Raw genomic sequence first — 18,387 nt, 5'->3', positions numbered from 1 at the left:
CCACACGTAAACGTGGGCACAATTGGTCACGTCGACCATGGTAAAACTACTTTAACTGCTGCAATTGCAACAATCTGTGCAAAAACTTACGGCGGTGAAGCGAAAGATTACGCAGCAATTGACTCTGCACCAGAAGAAAAAGCACGTGGTATTACAATTAATACTTCACACGTAGAATACGATTCTCCAACTCGTCACTACGCTCACGTAGACTGCCCAGGACACGCCGATTATGTTAAAAACATGATCACTGGTGCTGCTCAGATGGACGGTGCGATCCTTGTATGTGCTGCGACTGACGGTCCTATGCCACAAACTCGTGAACACATCCTTTTGTCTCGCCAAGTAGGTGTACCTTACATCCTTGTGTTCCTGAACAAATGTGACCTTGTAGACGACGAAGAGCTTCTTGAGCTGGTTGAAATGGAAGTTCGTGAACTTCTTTCTACTTATGACTTCCCTGGTGATGATACTCCTGTTATCCGTGGTTCAGCTTTGGCTGCACTTAACGGTGACGCTGGTCAATACGGCGAGTCTTCAGTTCTTGCTCTTGTTGAAGCGCTTGACTCTTACATCCCAGAACCAGAACGTGCAATCGACAAAGCATTCTTGATGCCAATCGAAGACGTATTCTCAATTTCTGGTCGTGGTACAGTAGTAACTGGCCGTGTTGAATCAGGTATCGTGAAAGTAGGCGAAGAAGTTGAAATCGTAGGTATTAAAGACACAGTTAAAACAACTGTAACTGGCGTTGAAATGTTCCGTAAATTGCTTGACGAAGGTCGTGCAGGCGAGAACTGTGGTGTTCTTCTACGTGGTACTAAACGTGAAGACGTTCAACGTGGTCAAGTATTGGCTAAGCCAGGTACAATCAAGCCGCACACTAAATTCGATGCAGAAGTATACGTACTTTCTAAAGAAGAAGGTGGTCGTCACACTCCATTCCTTAACGGTTACCGTCCACAGTTCTACTTCCGTACAACTGACGTAACTGGCGCAATCCAGTTGAAAGAAGGCGTTGAAATGGTTATGCCTGGTGACAACGTAGAAATGTCAGTAGAATTGATCCACCCAATCGCAATGGACCCAGGTCTACGTTTTGCGATCCGTGAAGGTGGTCGTACAGTTGGTGCTGGTGTTGTTGCTAAAGTAACTGCATAANAGGCGTTGAAATGGTTATGCCTGGTGACAACGTAGAAATGTCAGTAGAATTGATCCACCCAATCGCAATGGACCCAGGTCTACGTTTTGCGATCCGTGAAGGTGGTCGTACAGTTGGTGCTGGTGTTGTTGCTAAAGTAACTGCATAAGTATTAATTGTGTGAAAAAGAGCGTCCCTTTGGGACGCTTTTTTTTTGTTTTTATTTTATGCATTCATTTTTTAAAATTCGTCTTGTATAGCCTTGCCTTATCTCTTGCAGCGAAGAAGTGATTTGACACATTACCTTTTTTTCGGCGTCAAAAAAATTTCGCTTATTGTGCTTTTCTCTTGGCTCGGAATAAAACAATTTTTATTTTCTTGCGTCGAAAAAATAATTTCACTTATCATTATTTTTTCTCCTCATGTCCTAAACTGATATTTTCCTGACCTTATCTGCCCTTATAGCAAGTTTTTAAACACGTAATATAACAATCAAGAAAAACAAAAGTGAATTTAGCAATGTATGTGCTAGATAGGAGTAAAGCATCATGAATGCAAAGGTCAATATAAACAATCGTGCCGGTGCGAGTTTTCCTGTACGCCGCATGAACTTTGATTTTGAACAAGTTCCCGAATACTGGATGAATGGTTCAGCCGGGCTGACGCACTTTATGACAGCATTATCAGCTTTGTTTCCCGCTGGTGAAAAATTCTTTATCGACAGTGTTCGCGCTGTACGTCATCATCCTGCCTTAAAAGACAATATAGAATTACAAAAAGAAATCTCCGCCTTTATTGGTCAAGAAGCCATGCATACTCAGGAACATGTAGGCTTTAATGCATCAGCACAAAGATATGGGCATGATGTGGATACCTTAGATGGCTATACCGATAAAGTAATTCAGACTACACGTAAATTGATGGCGAAAATAGCTAAACCTGTGGGAATTACTCAGGAAATGATTGACCTGACTGCAACCACGGCACTTGAACATTTTACCGCGACCATTGCATCGCAGCTTTTAACCAATTCGCATATCCAGGAACTCATGACAGATGAAACCATGAAAACCATGTGGATGTGGCATGCGATTGAAGAAAATGAACATAAGGCCGTGGCATATGATGTATTTGAGGGATTATTCGGTAAAGGCTTGAAGTCATATGCACTGCGTACATCTTCATTGGTGATCGCCATGGCAACTTTATTTGTGGTACAAAGTTATTTCCTGGCGCGTCTTTTAAAGCAGGATCAACAGCTTAACTTTAATTCACTACGGGAAATTTATAGTTATGCCTATAGTCCATCAAAAGGCGTGATTAGCGGTATGGGGAAGGAAATGCTGTTGTATTTCAAACCGGGTTTCCATCCGAATGATCTGGACACTCATGCTTTGCTCGAAAAATGGAAAGCGAATTTAGGCTTTTAAGCGGAAACCACACAGAGCGATAGTGATCGCTCTTTTTTTTACTCGATTTTTATCGCAAAGTTTTTATAATGCGAGGGTTAATTTTATATAAGAAGAACGAAGATGATTCGTTTGATGCAAGCTGCAGATGTATCTACAGTGGCAAAGATTGAAAGATTGGTCCAAAGCCATCCCTGGACGGTTAAACAGTTTGAAGAAGCTGTAACGGGTTATCAGAGCACAGTAATTGAACAAGACGGTCAGGTGGTGGGATTCTGTATTTTACAGCCCGTGCTGGATGAAGCCAATTTGCTGTTAATGGCAATTGATCCGTCTCAGCAGGGCAAAGGTCTGGGTTTTAAGCTACTGGATGCATCGCTTGCTATGCTGAAAAATAATCCCGTACAAATTTTTCTGGAAGTACGGGAGTCTAATACTCCTGCAATCAAGTTGTATGAAAAAGCAGATTTTCATCAAATCGATTTACGCAAAAATTATTATCCCAATCCGGATGGATCAAAAGAGCATGCCATCATTATGGTGAAAGCATGCACTGATGATTTTGCAAGTTTGTTTAAATAGGAATGGCGGCATTACTTGATGATGGGGTTGTTCCAGCCCGAAGGTAATGTTGTCATGAGGGAGTTGCCCAATTGCTGAATTTCTTCCTGGTTGAGCAAGCGGTTTAAACGTCGCCATTGCCCATCAATCAACAGTTCCAACGGCACATATTGAGATTTGTAGTTCATTTTATCGGAGTGCGGAACCCAATAGCCGAGATAGACATAAGGCAAAGCCAAAGCTTTGGCATGTTCAATCTGTTTAAGTACGGCAAAAACACCCAGTGAGCGCCGGCTTTCCTCAGGATCAAAGAAGGTATAGACCGCAGAAATTCCGTCATCTAGCGGATCGCAGCTGGAAACACTCAGCAGTTTGTCATCTTTCCAGAATTCGAGAAAAAAACTGTCTGTACAGCTATGCACTAAAAATTTTTCGAATTGATCCAGACTTGGCGGGAACATATCGCCATCGGCATGACGTTCATTGATGTAGCGTTCATAGAGTTGATAGTGAATGTTGGTCGCATCGGCGGCGCGGGTAATTTTAACCGTCAGATCCTGATTGCGTTTCCATGCCTTCTTTTGTGCATTGTTCATTTGAAAGTCGGAAACAGGTACGCGGCAAGATAAACATTGACGGCACAGGTGGCATTCAGGACGATACACAAAATCGCCACTGCGACGAAACCCCAGACGTGAAAGTTCAGACAGGCTGACCACATCAATGCGATGGGCAGGATCTAAAAAGACCATTCGCGCCGATTTATTTTCCAGATAACTACAGCTATGCGGTGGCGTAATGTAATACTGTAAATCATTGAGCAGGGACTTTGGGTGATACGAGTTCATGGCAAGATCCCTCTTGTATTTTTCATTCAATTAATTTTGCGTTTTGCGCTATTGTTTTACTTGAAAATACACCCTCCTGATATTTTTTCCAATCAATAGCAGGTTGTTTTACAACATCTTGTAACGAATTAAGATACGCCTGGCGAGAAAGTGTACAGGCACCCAGGCTTAAAAGATGATCATTGACCAATTGACAGTCAATCCAAGGCAAATTGTTTTCCCGCCCGATCAGCATTAAAGTATAAAACGCCATTTTTGAGACATCGGTTTGCGTGCTAAACATGGACTCGCCAAAACAGCCGTGTCCAATGGTCACGCCATATAAACCGCCAACCACTCTATTTTCATCCCACACTTCAATACTATAGCCATAACCGGCTTCAAACAGCCCGCAATACCCCTCAATAATGTCTTCTGAAATCCAGGTGTCATCTGCATAGCTGCGCGGCAGGGCACAAGAACGGATGACCCGTTCAAAGGCCTGATTGACCGTGATTTGATAGTCAAACTTTTTCATATTTCGAATTAAGGATTTACTGGGATGATAATCCTGCGGGCGGATAATGCAGCGTGGTTCGGGACTCCACCAGCAGATCGGTTCACCTTCAGAAAACCACGGAAACAGGCCATGGGTGTAGGCTTCAAAAAGCGTAGAAGGGGAGAGGTCGGCACCTATGCAGATCAGTCCCTCGCCATCGGGATCAGCCTCGATGGGATCGGGAAAAATGAATTCTGAGGGGGCTAATGGATGCATGCGATTCAGCCTGAACGAAAAGGGTAACTGGCAATAAACACTTAAGATTTTTATCATACAAAAAAAAACCGCCCCAAGAGGACGGTTTTTTGAGTTGGATTGATTTATTTCAATCATTCACCCAAGGCATCAAGGTATTTTTCAGCATCCAGTGCAGCCATACAGCCTGAACCTGCTGAAGTAATCGCCTGGCGGTAAATACTGTCGGCAATATCGCCTGCAGCAAATACACCCGCTACAGAGGCAGCAGTGGCATTACCTGCAGTACCGCTTTGTACCTGGATATAACCGTCACGCAGGTTAAGTTGACCTTCAAACATGCTGCTATTCGGTTTGTGACCAATGGCAACAAACAAGCCCGTAACGTCTACATCCTGTTTAGAGCCATCTTGGGTAGACTGTAGGCGTACAGAAGTTACGCCGCTATTATCACCTAAGACTTCTTCCACCTGATGGTTCCAGATAATGCTGATTTTGCCTTCTTTTTCTTTAGCAAAAAGATGATCCTGAAGGATTTTTTCAGAACGCAATGAATCACGGCGATGAACCAGGGTTACATGTGAAGCAATATTCGATAGGTAAAGCGCTTCTTCTACAGCAGTGTTGCCACCACCGACCACCATCACTTTCTGGTTTTTATAGAAGAAACCATCACAGGTTGCACATGCGCTTACACCTTGACCCATGAATTTAGCTTCAGATTCAAGACCCAGATACTGAGCCGTTGCACCGGTTGCAATGATGAGGGCATCACAGGTGAACTCTTCCATGTCGCCTTTTAAAACGAACGGGCGAACGCTTAAATCCACTTCGTTGATATGGTCATAGACAATGTCGGTGCCAAAACGTTCGGCATGGGCTTGCATGCGTTCCATCAGGGCAGGGCCGGTCAGGCCTTCCGGATCACCCGGCCAGTTATCTACTTCAGTGGTTGTCGTGAGTTGTCCACCCAGTTGCAAGCCTGCAATCAGGGTAGGCTTCAAGTTTGCACGCGCTGCATAGACCGCTGCGCTATAGCCAGCAGGACCCGAACCTAAAATAATCAGTCTTGAGTGACGTGCGCTCATCCGCTGCATCCTTTTTTATTTAGAAATTTGTGGAATTATACGTGAAACTGTATAACAGTGGTGTGAGATTAAAGTCGATATTATTGATCATGCAAATCGATTTGAGCTATATAGAACAATAGTGCTGTGCTAGATATTCAATCTGGTATATTTCTAAGCAGCGGCCACTACATAATATTGCATCTTTTTTTGTGGAACAGGTGCATAATACGCGTTTATTGTGAAACTATTTTGTCTTAGTTTCTTACAAAAACATGAATGAAAAATTGGTTACAGGACAGTATATGACTGCGGTGTCGAGTGTTTATGCACAGCGCTTAATAAAGACATTATTTTTAGTCTCATTTGGAATTTATTTATTCCTTGCAACAGTGACCTATACGCCTTTTGATCCGGGCTGGATGCACATTTCCAGTGATACCCAGCAGGTGTCGAATGCCAGTGGGGTTGCCGGAGCGTGGATCGCAGATTTACTGTTCGGTTTTTTAGGCTGGGCAAGTCTGCTCATTCCAATTTTTCTGTTTGTTGAGGCAATTCAGGTCTGGTGGCCGTATAGCTTTTTGAATAAGCCTTTTCGCTATGCTGCACAGTTCTTTATTTTGCTGGCGACAGCAAGTTTGTTGTATCTGTATTGGCAGGTGCCGGCAGATACGCTGGACAATTCGTCGGGCGGTATCATTGGGTATGAATTGGGGCAAAGCCTTACCCAGATTCTAACCATTTATGGAGCAACCCTTTTCCTGCTACTGTTCTGGTTTGTGTTATTCACCTTTGCATTTGGGGTGAAGTGGAACAAAACCTGGGACACCCTCAGAGCAACCCCTGCCTATTTACAGGACTTATTTTATAAAAATGTGCCGGAAGCCGAATCTGCATTTGACCGGACAAATCCTGAAGTCAAAAAATCATTGCTAAATAATAAGCAAAAAACAGCCACAGAAAAAGTATCAGTAGTCGCCGAACATAAGGAAGTAGAACTATCCCCAATCGTTCGAGATCCGGCTGCAGAGCGCCTGTTTAATGACATGGTTGAAAGAGAGCAGTCTGCACAGCAACAGCTGATGGATGATGAAGACGAGGCAGAATTTGAACAGATTTTAGAAAAGGCCCATCGTCTGGAACAGAATACACAGCGTGTCGTGGCTACAGGTGAAGTCTGGCGTGCCTTACATTCCGATGACAACCAGAAACATAAACAGGATATTGATGCACTGTTAAAAGCGGCTGAAGAATCTGGGCCTCATACACCACATGACCATTTACAAGCCTTTGTTCATGAGCAACCTGTCGCCACAACTCCCCAGACCTCGAAGCAAAACCTGGATTGGGATGATGACGAAATCTTTGACGAATTGCTTGCCGCTGTGCCGGGTGGAAAAACGGCTACAGATGTACATACGCCATTTAATCCTGTAAATCCAGAACCCGCAGCAGTCATTCATGAAGAAAAGATGGTGGCGGCGGCCTCTGTGAATATTGCGGCGTCACCACAACTCAACAGTACGTCTAAAAATAGTGCATTGGATGACGAGTTTGATGAGCTGGATGATCTGCTGGTCGATGATTTACCGGTAGATAATTTACGGGTAGATAATTTACAGGTAGATCACTTGGAGCCAGCGGCGCCTGTGGCACGTACTACGAGTAGTTATGCTCAATCCTCAGCCTTTGTACGTGCAGAAATCAATACTCAATTGCAGTCGCAATCCACCATTTCCGAAGATGAAAAGGCCTTGATTGCTTCCAACAAAGATGCCTTCCGTGAAGTTTGGCAAGAAACGGCTGGAAAACCTGTCGACGAGTTTGAATTGGATGAGGATGATTTTGATCTGGATGCGCCTTTAACCGATGCAATGGGCCGCCCGATGTCACGTGCCATGCAGGTGGCACAAAACCGTCGCGATTTGCCGCCTTTGCCGGGTCTGGAGCTGCTGGATGAAGTTGACCCTAACAAGAAGGTGAATTTCACTGCCGAGCAATTGGCCCGTTTATCTGAACTTCTGGAAATTAAACTGCAAGAGTTTAATGTAAAGGCCAAAGTGATAGAAGCACAGCCCGGTCCTGTGGTGACGCGTTTTGAGCTGGATTTGGCACCGGGGGTAAAAGCCTCTAAAGTGACCAATATTTCACGTGACTTGGCACGTTCGATGTCGATGGCCTCAGTACGTGTAGTCGAAGTCATTCCGGGTAAGCCTTATATCGGAATTGAAGTGCCGAACAGCAGCCGTGAAATGGTTCGTTTGATTGAACTGGTCAAAACACCAAAATTTGAAGATCCAAATGGCATTCTTTCCATGGCCATGGGCAAAGATATTTCGGGTAATCCCGTGATTACCGAACTGGGTAAGGCGCCGCATATGCTGGTTGCCGGTACGACGGGTTCTGGTAAATCGGTTGCGGTAAACTCGATGATTCTGTCGATGTTATTGAAGTACACGCCTGATCAGTTGCGTTTGATCCTGATTGACCCGAAACAGCTGGAACTGGCGAACTATAATGATATTCCGCATTTATTGACGCCGGTCGTGACCGACATGAAAGATGCGGTTAGCGCCTTAAACTGGTGTGTGAATGAAATGGAACGTCGCTATAAGCTGATGTCTTTTCTGAAGATCCGTAAGCTCAGCGACTATAACCGCAAAGTCGAAGAAGCGATTGCCAATGGCGAAGACCTGTTTGATCCAACCTGGAAAGCCAGCGAGTCAGTAGCAGGGGAACGTGCACCGCGTCTTACTCCATTGCCATCCATTGTGATTGTCGCGGACGAATTCGCCGATATGATCATGCAGGTGGGTAAAAAAGCTGAAGAGATGATTACTCGTTTGGCACAGAAATCTCGTGCTGCGGGAATTCACCTGTTGCTTGCAACGCAGCGTCCTTCGGTGGATGTGATCACCGGTTTGATTAAAGCCAATATTCCAACCCGCGTAGCACTGCGTGTGAACTCGAAAATTGACTCGCGGACCATTCTGGATGCGGGGGGGGCAGAGGACTTGCTGGGTCATGGTGACATGTTGTTCCTCGGCCCAGGCAAGATTGAACCTGAACGTGTGCACGGCGCCTTTATTGCCGATGACGAAGTGAACCGTATCTGTGATGCATGGCGGGAGCGTGGTGAACCAAATTACGTGGATGAGATTCTGACGCCTTATGATGAAGAACCTACTTCACGTGGTTTTGAAGAGGGTGATGGTGGTTCCGACCGTGATGCGCTTTATGACCAATGTGTATCCTTTGTGCTGGAAACCCGTAAGGCATCCACGTCTTCGTTACAGCGCAAGTTTAGCCTGGGTTATAACCGTGCTGCACGCATCATTGACCAGATGGAAGAAAATGGCATCGTCAGCGGTATGGGTGCCAACGGTAAACGTGATATTTTAATTTAAGTGTAAATATCTTCTAAAGGCCTGCAAATGCAGGCCTTTTTCTTGAGCACAATTGGAAGATATCAGGTAAATTAAGTGAATATTCATGAAAAACAAAAGTATCATGCAGCTCAGGAAAAGACTGAAATATTTCATTAAGGATACAGATAGAGCATGAATATTGTCATGGCGCTATTTCCATTGATCATTTTGATTGCAATGGGATATCTACTTAAACAGACGCGTTTTGTCACAGATGAATTTTGGGGAAACTCTGAAAAGCTCAATTATTTTATCTTGTTTCCTAGCTTGCTCTTTTTGAATTTATCTCATGTCGAGCTGGATATGGCTACCGTATCGAGCATGCTGGGAATCTTGATCCTGATAATTTTGCTGGCAGCGATGGCTCTTTTTGTGGTCAAAAAAATCTATAACATTCCGGTACAGCGTTTTGGCGTGTATATGCAAAGCCAGGTGCGCTTTAATACCTATATCGGCCTGTCGCTCATGGCATCTTTATTTGGACCGAAAGGCATGCAAATGTTTGCCATGCTGATCGCTGTCGCGATTCCTTTAGTGAATATTTTATCGGTACTGGCATTATCGACCTTGAGCTGGCAAACTCTTGGAAAAACTATTATTTCGATTAGCAAAAATCCGTTAATTCTCGGCTGTATTGTAGGTGTGGGTTTTAATCTTCTGGATTTGAACGTCATGCAAAGTGTTGAACAGTTATTTAAACTGCTGGCTGCCATGAGCTTGCCTTTGGGTTTGCTGTCAGTCGGTGCAGCACTGCAATTTGATCAGTTCAGAACAAATATCTATCGTTTATTGATGAATGTGTTTGGGCGTTTGCTCATCATGCCCTTTTTGGCATTTGCCGTATGTTGGGCTTTTCATCTAAGTCATTTAGAGCGCATGATTCTGGTGGTGTTTTTTAGTTTGCCGACCGCTTCTGCCTCTTATATTCTGACCCGGGTGTATCAAGGCGATCATCGATTAATGGCGGCTGTGATTAGCTTGCAGACCCTCTGTTTTGCCGTGACTTTTCCTGTATTGATGCTCTTGCTGGCTTAAAATAAAACGCTTAAAAGAAAATGATTTTGATAAAAAATACCTGGCTGTTCTATGCAAACTGCCAGGTATTTTATGGATTACTTAAGCAAACTTGGCAAGCACTTCCAGGAAGCCTTCGCTTTGGCGCGGGTACTGTGCAATCACATCATGAATGCGTTGACCTTCAGGATTGGTGGCATTGACATCACGGCCATCGGCAACGAATTGAGTCAGTAAACGCTCATAATCATTTGGACGCATATGCTTGAATGCGTGATAAAGCACATGAAAATCAGCATTCACGCCTGCAGGAGGTAGCTGAGTTAAGTAGGCAAATACACGCTCATCTGACCATTCTTCATTGAACGTTGCTGGCTGAGATAATGCCATCGCAATCTCCTTGGTATACTGATTAAAAAAAGGCAAAATATGAGGCTAGACCAGCAAAGCAGTGCTTTGCCTAGTCGCAAGACTTGAAGCTATGCTTCAAGTGAGCTGAATGGGATAAAATACCAGTTCAGCAAGCCTCATATTTTGCCTTGATTCAATTTGCTTGACTAATCAAAATTCAGATTATCGCTCTTCAGGCAAATTGATATTCATTTCTAACATTTCAATATTGGCTTCAGAACGAACCGACATTTGAATGTGCTGTTCATCTACGCCGCGGACATAACGGTTGACCACCTGCATGATTTCTTTTTTCATGAGGTCAATCTTTTCCTGGCTTAAGCGTTTGCCTAAACCTTGTTCAGAGGCAACAATAACTTTTAAACGATCTTTAGCCGTCTGTGCGCTTGATGGTTTATCCTCACTACTAAACAGTTTACTCCAGAATCCTGCCATTTCTTACGCTCCAAATAGTCTTGCCAACCAACCTTTAGGTTTGACTTCAATGTGACGGTAAGGACGTTCTTCACCCAGGAAGCGTGCTACAAGGTCATCATAAGCCTGACCCGCAGCTTCTTCAGTAAACAGAATAACCGGTTTACCTTCGTTAGATGCTTGCAGTACGCTCTTACATTCAGGAATAACCCCCAGTGTAGGGACACGTAAGATATCTTTAGAAATATCGTCAATGGTTAACATTTCTTGTTTATCTGCACGTTCAGGGTTGAAACGTGTAATACAAAGATGCTTACGGATACGACCTTCGTTTTGTTCTACTTTTTTGGTTTTGCTGTCAAGCATACCAATAATGCGGTCAGAGTCACGTACCGAAGAAATTTCCGGGTTGGTCACAATGATCGCTTCATCTGCATGGTACATGGCCATGATGGCACCGCGTTCGATCCCCGCAGGTGAATCACAAATAATGTAATCAAATTCTTGAGAAAGTTCATCCATAACACGTGCAACACCTTCATCGGTCAAGGCATCTTTGTCACGGGTTTGTGATGCAGGCAAAATGTATAAATTTTCAATATCTTTGTCACGAATAAGCGCTTGTTGAAGACGCGCTTCGTTATTCAATACATTCACAAAATCATAAACAACGCGACGTTCACAACCCATGATTAAATCCAGGTTACGTAAACCCACGTCAAAGTCGATCACAACAGTTTTGTGACCACGAAGGGCTAAACCTGTTGCAAAAGATGCACTTGTAGTAGTTTTACCTACACCACCTTTGCCTGATGTTACGACAACAATTTTCGCCACCGAATCCACTCCTGTTATGGTTCAAACCCCTTTTTAAATATGGGGCTTTTGGTGTTTATTTATACATTAAAACTCGAGAACTTCAAATACAAGTTCTTGATGATCATTCAAGTAAATATGGACAGATTTTTTCAGGACATGTGGTGGAATGTCATCCGCCACACAATATGTCCCTGCAATCGATACCAGTTCTGCTTCCAGGGAATGGCAGAAAATACGTGCTGCACTGTTCCCGCCTGCGCCGGCGATGACTCTACCACGTGCGCTACCATAAATATGTATATTTCCTGAAGCAATGACTTCAGAGCCGCTATTGATCCCGGCATTGAGAATAATATCGCCATGATCCTGGACCAGGCATTGACCGGTACGCAAAATTTCATCGTGATAAGAAGTCACATGGCGAATTACAGGTGCCGCAGGAGTCTCTTCTATTACAGCCGTTGTTGCAGGCGCTGTGTCTTCTGTAGCAGGCTTGCTTTCAATCACCTGTTCTTTGGTCGGTTTTATCTGCTGCATTGGACGGTCTGCAGGAATGACCGGAAACTGAATGGCGCGAGCCTGATCCGCCAGTACACCTTCAGTCACAGCCATAGGTTGCACATCTAGACTGATCAGCAATTGAATTAAAGCAATAAGTTCTTGTTCAACTGAACTTTCAATCACAACTAATGTACCCGGTGTACATGCTTTTTGGAGCAATGGCGCGAGTTGCTGGCGGATTGCATCGTGATCATTGGTATCTAAGCTAATGCGAACCGCATTGACCATTCTGCCTTTTATCCGTATATCAGCCATAATTATTCCTTAAACTTCTGACTCATTAATTTTATGTCGAAGTGATGTTGTAAATAGAGCAAATGCTAGAACAAATTGCAGCTTTTCTCTAGCTGCGTTTTCAATATTTTTAATCTCATGATCATTCTTTAACTTGATCATGTTGCTCTAATATTTGTTGCCATTGTTTTACTTTTACTTGCTTGCGAATGGCTTCTAAACTCTCAAAAACAGCCGATTCCACCAGTTTTTCCACATGAGTATTATTTTCAAATTGTATTTGGCTGATTTTATTCGAAATTTCTAAATATGCCAGATTTTTTTCATTTTTATGACTATAGGCAAAAGGTTCAATCAGCCCCAGTGTGATGTTTTCTCCCAAGCGTTGTCCGATGCTCTGGATCTGTTGCTCTATGCGCCCTCCCACAATCGGAATCAGGCGCAATAACTGGGTGAGTTCAGGAGTGTCTTCAATGGCGCGATTGACAATGTCGCCGACATTTTCAGCAATCATGATTTTTTGCGCTTGCAGCTCTTTGCCCAAAGATTCTTGCAAAATATTCGCCAGGGCAGTGGCAAACATGTCACGGTGATGGGCAACCAGATCTTCAATCAGTTTTTTATGTGTGGTACTGGTGGAAAGTTCACGTTTTATGCCATTTAAAACCGTAAGTACAATACGGCTGGTGAGTTCTTCAAGCAACATGTGGTAATAAAATTTGGCCCGCCGATACCAGGCGTCCGGAATAACTTTATAACCATGCTGGTACAGATTGTAGGCGATGGCCCCGGCACGTAATAAACGTAAAAAACGCAGTTGCGGAATAATCGATAGAATTTCATACCAGTGTATAAAAGGAAAGAAAAACCAGCGTTTATGATGCTGCGCAATAATCGCAATGGCCCAGCGAACCAGCAGTTCAATCACCAGAAAACTGGTAAACCAGCTTTCGGTAATGATAACCCAGGGACGCAATGAGTTACGGTAAAACTGCAGCAGTTCAGGAAGATGAATGAAGTCAAACAGCCAGCCGCCAAAATCACTCATCAGGATGGCATTGGCACTGAGACAGAACAGGTTGATGATGATCAGAACCATCATAAAAATGTCATAGCCCAGTGCCACTTTCCATCCCCAGGTGCCTTTTTTGACAAAAGAAAAGGTTGGGGATGTGATCTGGTCGTCTTGCTTCATTTTTTTCCTTGCGTGTGTTTAAGCTTTTGCCGCCAACTCTTGCTGCATGCGTTCAATCAGCTGGTCTTTTTCAGTCCATAGCGCATGAACCCATTGCTGAAAACGTTCACGATATTCAGCATCATCTTCATAATTACCGCCTAATACCCAGCCTGGAATTTCAATTTTACGCAAATTCACCACAATGCGATTGACTTCGCCTAGCCAGAAATCACCATAACCCGGTGCGCCATCCGGATAAACAATGGTCATATCGACCAGCGCGTCAATCTTGTCGCCTAAAATATTCAGCGCCAGGGCCAACCCGCCGGCTTTAGGTTTAAGCAAGTGTTTGTAAGGGGATTGCTGCTGCGCATGTTTCTCTGGCGTAAAACGCGTACCTTCCAGATAGTTCAATAAGGTAAACGGCTGACTTAATAACTGTTCACAGGCTTTACGCGATTCTTCCATGTCACGGGTTTTCAGTTCCGGATTTTTGGCAATCTGTTCCTTGCTATGACGCTTCATCATTGGGAAACCTAATATTTTAAAGGCTTGCCCGACAAAAGGAATAAAGATCAGCTCCCACTTGGTAAAGAAACGGGTCAGCGGCATGCGGGTTAAACCAAAGTACTGATTTACTGTAGTATCCACCCAGCTTTGATGGTTACAGGTCATCAGGTAACGGCCTTGCATACTGAGCTCTAAACCTTCTTCAATCGTGATATCCCACTTTAAGTTGGGCAATATATGCTCGATTAGCCAATTGTTGACACTGAGCCAGCTGTTGGTAATTTTAATGTTGGTTTCATCTACTTTACGTGATTTTTTAATGAATTTGGTTAGTCCCAATGCGAGTACGGGTGGTCCATGAAAAAAAGTGCTTCCGGTAATGACCGAACCGACAGTAAGCCCGCGAGATATTTTTTTTAATATCGGTTGCTTGGTATTTTGAGATGACATATAAAAAACGGCCTTAAAAGAAAATCATCGAAGGTTTTTATTCAGTATTGAATATAATTGTAGAATTTAAAATAAAAAAGTCTATTCATACAAGTATGAAGAAATTGTGCGGAAGTTATTCTTAAGATCCGCAATAAATATTACAAAATGTAACTAATGCATGTATTATTTACAAAAAATCAATGGTATGCCCATTTTTTTTAATTCATTATTCCACCATACGATAAAACACAAGAAGGAGGCATGCGATGCGTGCACTAGCAATTTCAGCTGCGGTAGCAGGGGCATTAGTTCTATCTGGCTGTCAAACTGCCGGTAGTACAGGCGGTATGGAATACGATAAAACAGCAATTGGCGCATTGGTTGGTGCAGCTGCTGGTTATGGTATTTCTAAAGGTAATGCAAATACAAGCGCGCAAAATAACCGTGCAGCTGCAATTGGTGCAGTAGTAGGTGGTGCAGCGGGTGTTTACCTTGACAATAAAGAGAAAAAATTACGTCAACAAATGGCGGGTACTGGTGTAGACGTTACACGTAATCCGGATGGTTCGGTTGGCTTGATTATGCCGGGTAACATTACTTTTGATACCAACAAGTCAAATATCAAACCTAACTTCTACGCGACTTTGAACAAGGTTGCGCAAACACTGACTGAAGACAACAAGAGCGGTATTCTTGTAACAGGTTATACAGACAGCACTGGTAATGACTCGATTAACATTCCATTGTCTCAAGCGCGTGCTCAATCTGTAGCGAACTATCTTGCCGGTCAGGGCGTGGCACGTACGCGTATTAATGCACAAGGTCAAGGTTCAGCGAACCCGATCGCATCAAATGCGACTGCTGAAGGCCGTGAACAAAACCGCCGTGTAGAAATCAGCATTTACGCGGTTCAATAATTCTTCATGAATCCATGCTGAATTGAAAAGACCACCTTCGGGTGGTTTTTTTATGAATGTCAAATTTGTATTTTAGGTTATGCAAGTTTGGCGCAGATGACTATAATCGAGCTCCAATCAATACGAGGAAATACTATGTCGTCGGCAAGTCAACTCAATGACAAGCAACTTGAAGCCATGAAATATACTCAAGGACCCTTGTTAGTACTTGCAGGGGCTGGTTCAGGTAAAACCTCGGTAATTACGCGAAAAGTCGCGCATCTGGTTAAGAATTGCGGTATTCCGGCGCATCGTATTACTGCTATGACCTTTACCAATAAGGCAGCACGTGAAATGAAGGAGCGTGTCGGTAAATTATTGTCTCGTGAGGAAGCCAAAGGTTTGTCCGTTTCGACATTTCATACCTTTGGTCTGAATTTGCTGCGATTGGAACTCAAACATACGCCATTAAAAAATAATTTTTCTATTCTGGATGCCGATGATTGTAAGCGCATCCTGATGGATTTAATGCACCGTGATAATTTGTCCGGTGCAGAAAGTAAAGAGCTGATTGCCAAAGCCATGAAGATGATTTCGGACTGGAAGAATGACCTGATTCCACCGGAACAAGCTCACACCACCTGTGAAACCGCCGAAGATGTACAGTTTGCGCATTTATATCAACTGTATGAGCGTAACTTGCGTGCCTATAATGCGGTGGATTTTGATGACCTGATCGTGATGCCGACCCGTTTGTTGCAGGAAAATGCCGAAGTTCGGGACAAATGGCAGAACCGGGTGCGTTATCTCTTGGTCGACGAATATCAGGATACCAATACGGCACAGTATATTCTGGTGAAGCTGCTGGTCGGGGTGATGGGACAGTTCACGGCGGTAGGTGATGATGACCAGTCCATTTATGCATGGCGCGGAGCAAAGCCTGAAAATATGGCTTTGTTGAAAGAAGATTTTCCGAATCTAAAAGTCATTAAATTAGAACAAAATTACCGTTCAACCAGCCGTATCCTGAAGGCTGCAAATACGGTGATTGGCAATAATCCGCATATCTTTGATAAAAAACTCTGGTCGGATAAAGGTCACGGTGAAGTGATTCGCGTAATTACCTGCCGTAATGATGATGATGAATCCGAACGTGTGGTCAAGGATCTGATCACCCATAAACTGATGAATGGGAAAAACTGGAAAGATTACGCAATTTTGTATCGGGGCAATTTTCAGGCTCGCATTTTAGAAACCCAGCTGCGGCAAATGCAGATTCCCTACAAGCTTTCTGGCGGCCAGTCTTTCTTTGCGCGCGCAGAAATTAAAGACATCATGAGTTATTTGCGTCTGATTATTAACCCTGAAGATGACAGCGCATTTTTACGGATTATTAACACGCCGAAACGTGCTATTGGTCCGGTGACTTTGGAAAAATTGGGTCTGTTTGCGCAAGAAAATCACTTATCGCTGTTGGCAGCAGCAGGCGATCAGCGTTTAACGATGGCAATTCCGAAAAAAGCCACTACACAACTGGCTGAATTTGCCGATTTTATTGGCAATTTTACCCGAAATCTGCTGGATGACGACGAGCCTGTACCCATTATTCGCCAGATGATGCAGGAAGCGGGATATATTGATTACATTAAAGAAAATGCAGCAACCCCAGCACAGGAAAAAACCAAGCTGGATAATATTGAAGTGCTGTATAGCAGTATTCAAAGTCTGATTAACCGTGCCGAAGATGTTGATGACAAGAATATTGAAAGTGTGATTCGTAAAATGGTGCTGCTGGATATGCTCGAGCAGCAGCAGGAAGAAGAAGATACCGATAAAGTCAATTTGTTGACTTTACATGCGTCCAAAGGTCTTGAGTTTCCTTATGTGTATCTGATTGGTCTGGAAGAGGAAATTCTGCCGCATAAAAACTCGATTGCAGCCGAAACCGTGGAAGAAGAACGCCGTTTGATGTACGTGGGCATTACCCGTGCCCGTCAAGGCTTGACCATTACGCTGGCCGAGCAGCGTAAAGCGGGTGGCCAGATGAAACAGATGACACCAAGCCGTTTCCTGGATGAATTGCCGCAAGATGAGCTGGAATGGCTGGGTCGCAAGAAAAAACTGGCCGGCAATATTGACCCCAAATTGCAGGCACAGCATTATCTGGAAAATTTACGTGCGCTGATCAAGCGTTAATTCACCATTTAAACCATACAATTAGGAAAAACAATGAAAGTTCAAGTGAAAGTACTCGATACACGTTTAGGCAACGAGTGGCCTATGCCGACTTATGCGACTTCAGGTTCAGCAGGTTTGGACTTGCGTGCCTGTGTTAATGAAGCGACTGTCATTGAACCAGGTCAAACTGTATTGGTGAAAACCGGTTTGGCTATTTATATTGAAGATACGAATTTTGCCGGTTTAATTTTACCGCGTTCAGGTTTGGGCCATAAACATGGGATTGTTTTAGGCAATCTTGTGGGGTTAATCGATTCAGATTATCAAGGTGAGTTGATGGTATCAGTCTGGAACCGTAGCCAAGCAGCATTTACTTTGCAACCGGGTGAACGTTTAGCACAGTATGTACTTGTTCCTGTTGTTCAGGCGCAGTTTGATATTGTCAATGAATTTGAAGCAACAGAACGCGGTGCTGGCGGTTTTGGCCATACGGGTAAAGGCTAAACCTTGATTTAGTATAAGTAAATAAAACCTGATGAATACAACGGTGGGAT

17 protein-coding genes and 1 pseudogene are annotated in these 18,387 nt (G+C 43.7%); 9 read left to right on the top strand and 9 right to left on the bottom strand.

Translation table 11 applies throughout. The features are described 5' to 3' along the window. The 4 genes and pseudogenes from tuf to rimI all read left to right on the top strand — a co-directional run. On the top strand, positions 1–1,161 hold a 1,161-nt coding region (gene tuf / locus H4I94_RS11365; protein ID WP_213031977.1), incomplete at its 5' end, for an elongation factor Tu. Further along, positions 1,161–1,310 (top strand): annotated as a pseudogene (locus tag H4I94_RS11360) (elongation factor Tu); the annotation flags it as partial. The gene tuf and the pseudogene H4I94_RS11360, both read left to right, overlap by 1 nt. Before the next feature lie 379 nt (positions 1,311–1,689). Further along, positions 1,690–2,571, top strand: a complete 882-nt coding sequence (locus H4I94_RS11355; protein WP_261183174.1) for a metal-dependent hydrolase — start codon at positions 1,690–1,692, stop codon at positions 2,569–2,571. A 102-nt stretch (positions 2,572–2,673) separates the two neighbouring features. Further along, positions 2,674–3,132 (top strand): ribosomal protein S18-alanine N-acetyltransferase, encoded by a 459-nt coding sequence (gene rimI, locus H4I94_RS11350; protein WP_092819852.1) that lies wholly within the window; start codon positions 2,674–2,676, stop codon positions 3,130–3,132. A gap of 11 nt (positions 3,133–3,143) precedes the next feature. Here rimI and H4I94_RS11345 read toward each other — a convergent pair whose 3' ends face one another. From H4I94_RS11345 to trxB, 3 genes are all read right to left on the bottom strand, one after another. Then, a complete protein-coding gene (locus tag H4I94_RS11345; protein ID WP_092819851.1) occupies positions 3,144–3,959 on the bottom strand; it encodes an arginyltransferase in 816 nt (271 codons plus the stop codon). A gap of 22 nt (positions 3,960–3,981) precedes the next feature. After that, complete coding sequence (gene aat / locus H4I94_RS11340) at positions 3,982–4,713, bottom strand: leucyl/phenylalanyl-tRNA--protein transferase (protein WP_261183173.1); 732 nt, start codon at positions 4,711–4,713, stop codon at positions 3,982–3,984. 113 nt (positions 4,714–4,826) lie between these two features. Further along, positions 4,827–5,780: a thioredoxin-disulfide reductase gene (gene trxB, locus H4I94_RS11335; protein WP_092819849.1), complete on the bottom strand. Its 954-nt coding sequence runs from the start codon at positions 5,778–5,780 to the stop codon at positions 4,827–4,829. A gap of 284 nt (positions 5,781–6,064) precedes the next feature. Between trxB and H4I94_RS11330 the strand changes: the two genes are divergently transcribed. Together H4I94_RS11330 and H4I94_RS11325 are read left to right on the top strand one after the other, a co-directional pair. Beyond that, complete coding sequence (locus H4I94_RS11330; RefSeq protein WP_261183172.1) at positions 6,065–9,166, top strand: DNA translocase FtsK; 3,102 nt, start codon at positions 6,065–6,067, stop codon at positions 9,164–9,166. 153 nt (positions 9,167–9,319) lie between these two features. Further along, positions 9,320–10,222 carry an AEC family transporter gene (locus H4I94_RS11325; RefSeq protein ID WP_261183171.1) on the top strand — a complete coding sequence of 301 codons (903 nt, stop codon included), beginning with the start codon at positions 9,320–9,322 and terminating at the stop codon, positions 10,220–10,222. Positions 10,223–10,303: 81 nt separating this feature from the next. Here H4I94_RS11325 and H4I94_RS11320 read toward each other — a convergent pair whose 3' ends face one another. The 6 genes from H4I94_RS11320 to H4I94_RS11295 form a co-directional block, all read right to left on the bottom strand. Next, positions 10,304–10,591: a PA4642 family protein gene (locus H4I94_RS11320; RefSeq protein WP_086196432.1), complete on the bottom strand. Its 288-nt coding sequence runs from the start codon at positions 10,589–10,591 to the stop codon at positions 10,304–10,306. A gap of 183 nt (positions 10,592–10,774) precedes the next feature. Beyond that, positions 10,775–11,047, bottom strand: coding sequence for a cell division topological specificity factor MinE (gene minE, locus H4I94_RS11315; RefSeq protein WP_086196431.1), 273 nt, complete (start codon positions 11,045–11,047; stop codon positions 10,775–10,777). 3 nt (positions 11,048–11,050) lie between these two features. Continuing rightward, positions 11,051–11,863 carry a septum site-determining protein MinD gene (minD, locus tag H4I94_RS11310; RefSeq protein ID WP_086196430.1) on the bottom strand — a complete coding sequence of 271 codons (813 nt, stop codon included), beginning with the start codon at positions 11,861–11,863 and terminating at the stop codon, positions 11,051–11,053. Between the two features lie 66 nt (positions 11,864–11,929). Further along, positions 11,930–12,661, bottom strand: coding sequence for a septum site-determining protein MinC (gene minC, locus H4I94_RS11305; RefSeq protein WP_261183170.1), 732 nt, complete (start codon positions 12,659–12,661; stop codon positions 11,930–11,932). 121 nt (positions 12,662–12,782) lie between these two features. After that, on the bottom strand, positions 12,783–13,835 hold the full coding sequence (locus H4I94_RS11300; protein ID WP_261183169.1) for a preprotein translocase subunit SecA: 1,053 nt from the start codon (positions 13,833–13,835) through the stop codon (positions 12,783–12,785). A gap of 18 nt (positions 13,836–13,853) precedes the next feature. Beyond that, positions 13,854–14,777: an acyltransferase gene (locus H4I94_RS11295; RefSeq protein WP_261183168.1), complete on the bottom strand. Its 924-nt coding sequence runs from the start codon at positions 14,775–14,777 to the stop codon at positions 13,854–13,856. A 248-nt stretch (positions 14,778–15,025) separates the two neighbouring features. On the opposite strand from H4I94_RS11295, the gene H4I94_RS11290 reads away from it, so the two are divergent. From H4I94_RS11290 to dut, 3 genes are all read left to right on the top strand, one after another. Continuing rightward, positions 15,026–15,676, top strand: a complete 651-nt coding sequence (locus tag H4I94_RS11290) for an OmpA family protein (protein ID WP_092819843.1) — start codon at positions 15,026–15,028, stop codon at positions 15,674–15,676. Positions 15,677–15,811: 135 nt separating this feature from the next. After that, the gene (locus H4I94_RS11285) at positions 15,812–17,851 is read left to right on the top strand and encodes a UvrD-helicase domain-containing protein (protein WP_092819842.1); all 2,040 of its coding nucleotides are present in this window, start codon (positions 15,812–15,814) and stop codon (positions 17,849–17,851) included. Positions 17,852–17,884: 33 nt separating this feature from the next. Next, the gene (dut, locus tag H4I94_RS11280) at positions 17,885–18,337 is read left to right on the top strand and encodes a dUTP diphosphatase (protein WP_261183167.1); all 453 of its coding nucleotides are present in this window, start codon (positions 17,885–17,887) and stop codon (positions 18,335–18,337) included. Positions 18,338–18,387 lie beyond the last annotated feature (50 nt).

Source organism: Acinetobacter sp. T_3_1, from assembly GCF_025377055.1.
In the GTDB taxonomy this organism is placed as follows: domain Bacteria; phylum Pseudomonadota; class Gammaproteobacteria; order Pseudomonadales; family Moraxellaceae; genus Acinetobacter; species Acinetobacter kookii.
The sequence above is the reverse complement of the archived record's forward strand: the minus strand, read 5'-3'. Positions and strand labels throughout refer to the sequence as shown.